The organism is Streptomyces sp. NPDC059740, assembly GCF_042733155.1.
Taxonomy (GTDB): domain Bacteria; phylum Actinomycetota; class Actinomycetes; order Streptomycetales; family Streptomycetaceae; genus Streptomyces.
Genome location: NZ_JBHWGP010000097.1, coordinates 1 through 2297, shown reverse-complemented (window position 1 = coordinate 2297; position 2297 = coordinate 1). Strand labels below are relative to the sequence as shown.

Below are 2297 nucleotides of genomic sequence, written 5' to 3'. Positions count from 1 at the left end.
AAAACCGTCCCACCAGAAACCACCGAACCAGAAACCACACCCCCACCCACACCACCACCAGCCAAACCACCCAACCCCTCAACCACACCCTCCCGGCCACCCCACACCACCGCACGACGACCAAAAACCCCACGCGAGACCACAGACGACCACCCCACCTCACCCACACCCACACCCGAACCACCCACGAGCAGGGCGTGCAGGTCGGCGGCGCGCTCCGTGAGTGCCTCGTCCGTCCTGGCGGACAGCAGGACGGGCAGCGGGGCGTCCTCGGTGACCGGCTGCGGCTCGTCGCCGGGGGCCGGGGCGGGGGCGGCGTCGTCCGGCGCCTCCTCGACGATGACGTGGGCGTTGGTGCCGCTGATGCCGAAGGAGGAGACACCGGCACGGCGCGGCCGCTGCGCGGCGGGCCACTCGACGGTCTCGGAGAGCAGGGAGACGGCGCCGGCGGACCAGTCGACGTGCGGGGAGGGCGCGTCGACGTGCAGGGTGCGCGGCAGGCTGGCGTGGCGCAGGGCCATGACCATCTTGATCAGTCCGCCGATGCCGGCCGCCGCCTGCGAGTGGCCGATGTTGGACTTCAGCGAACCGAGCCACAGCGGCCGTTCGGGGGTGTGTTCCCGCCCGTAGGTGGCCAGCAGCGCCTCGGCCTCGATCGGGTCGCCCAGCGTGGTGCCGGTTCCGTGGGCCTCGACGGCGTCCACGTCGGCAGCGGTCAGACGGGCGTTGGCCAGGGCCTGCCGGATGACCCGTTCCTGGGAGGGCCCGTTCGGGGCGGTCAGCCCGTTGCTCGCGCCGTCCTGGTTGACGGCCGAGCCGCGCAGGACCGCGAGGACGCGGTGGCCGTTGCGGCGCGCGTCGGAGAGCCGTTCGAGGAGGATCAGGCCGGAGCCCTCCGCCCAGCCGGTCCCGTCCGCGCCGGCGGCGAAGGCACGGCAGCGGCCGTCCGGGGACAGTCCGCGCTGCCTGCTGAACTCCACGAAGATGCCCGGTCCCGCCATCACCGTGACGCCGCCGGCCATCGCCATGGCGCACTCGCCCTGCCGCAGCGCCTGCACGGCCAGGTGGAGGGCGACCAGGGACGAGGAGCAGGCCGTGTCGACGGTGACGGCGGGGCCCTCCAGGCCCAGCGTGTAGGCGATGCGCCCGGAGGCGACGCTACCGGTGGAGCCGGTCAGCAGATAGCCGTCGGTGCCCTCGGCCCCCTCGTGCAGCCGGGGACCGTACTCCTGCGCCATGGCGCCGACGAAGACGCCGACGTCCGCGCCGCGCAGCCCCTCCGGGTCCAGGCCGGCGCGTTCCAGCACCTCCCAGGCGTTCTCCAGCAGCAGGCGCTGCTGGGGGTCCATCGCGGCGGCCTCGCGGGGGGAGATGCCGAAGAACTCGTTGTCGAACAGGTCGGCGTCGTGCAGGAAGCCGCCGCGCCGTGCGTAGGTGGTGCCGGCCGCGTCGGGGTCCTCGTCGTACAGCGCCTCCAGGTCCCAGCCGCGGTTGCCGGGGAACTCGGAGGTGGCGTCGCGCCCCTCGGCCACCAGGCGCCACAGGTCCTCCGGCGAACGCACTCCGCCCGGGAAGCGGCAGCTCATGGCGACGACGGCGATCGGCTCGTCGGCGTCGGCCCGTGCCGCGGCGGCGGGTCCGGTGGGGACGGCGTCCGCCAGGCGGGCGCGCAGGTACGCGGCGAGGCGCGCGGGGGTGGGCTGGTTGTACAGGAGGGCGGCGGGCAGCCGCAGGCCGGTCAGCTGCGCGAGGTGGTTGCGCAGTTCGACGGAGCCGAGCGAGTCGAAGCCCAGTTCCTTGAAGGTGCTTCTCTCCTCGACGGTCGTGGTGTCGACGTGGCCCAGGACGAGGGCGACCGCGGTACGCACCGTCTCCAGCAGGACGCGGGTCTGCTCCGCCTCGTCGAGCCCGGCCAGGCGTGCGGTCAGCGGTGCGGTGTCGGTGTCGGTGTCCGCCGGCTGGTCGGCCGGCGCGGTGGGCAGCGCGGCCGTGCCCTCGGCGGTCGTCTCCGTTCCGCCGGTGATCCAGTGGCGGCGGCGCTGGAAGGGATACGTCGGCAGATCCACCACCCGACGCGCCGACGCCGGGAAGAACTGCTCCCAGTCCACCGACGCACCCGCCACCCACGCCTCACCCAACGACCGCCGCATCCGCGCCAGACCACCCTCCTCCCGACGCAACGACCCCACCACCGCACCCGACGCCCCCAACGCCTCCAACGTCTCCCCCACACCCACCAACAACACCGGATGCGCACTCACCTCAACAAAAACACCGAACCCATCCCCCACCAACCC

At 73.4% G+C, this 2297-nt stretch carries 1 pseudogene; it reads right to left on the bottom strand.

Features of this window, described 5'->3' with window-relative positions:
* Positions 1-2291, bottom strand: a pseudogene (locus tag ACFV3R_RS34575) (beta-ketoacyl synthase N-terminal-like domain-containing protein); the annotation flags it as partial.
* Positions 2292-2297 lie beyond the last annotated feature (6 nt).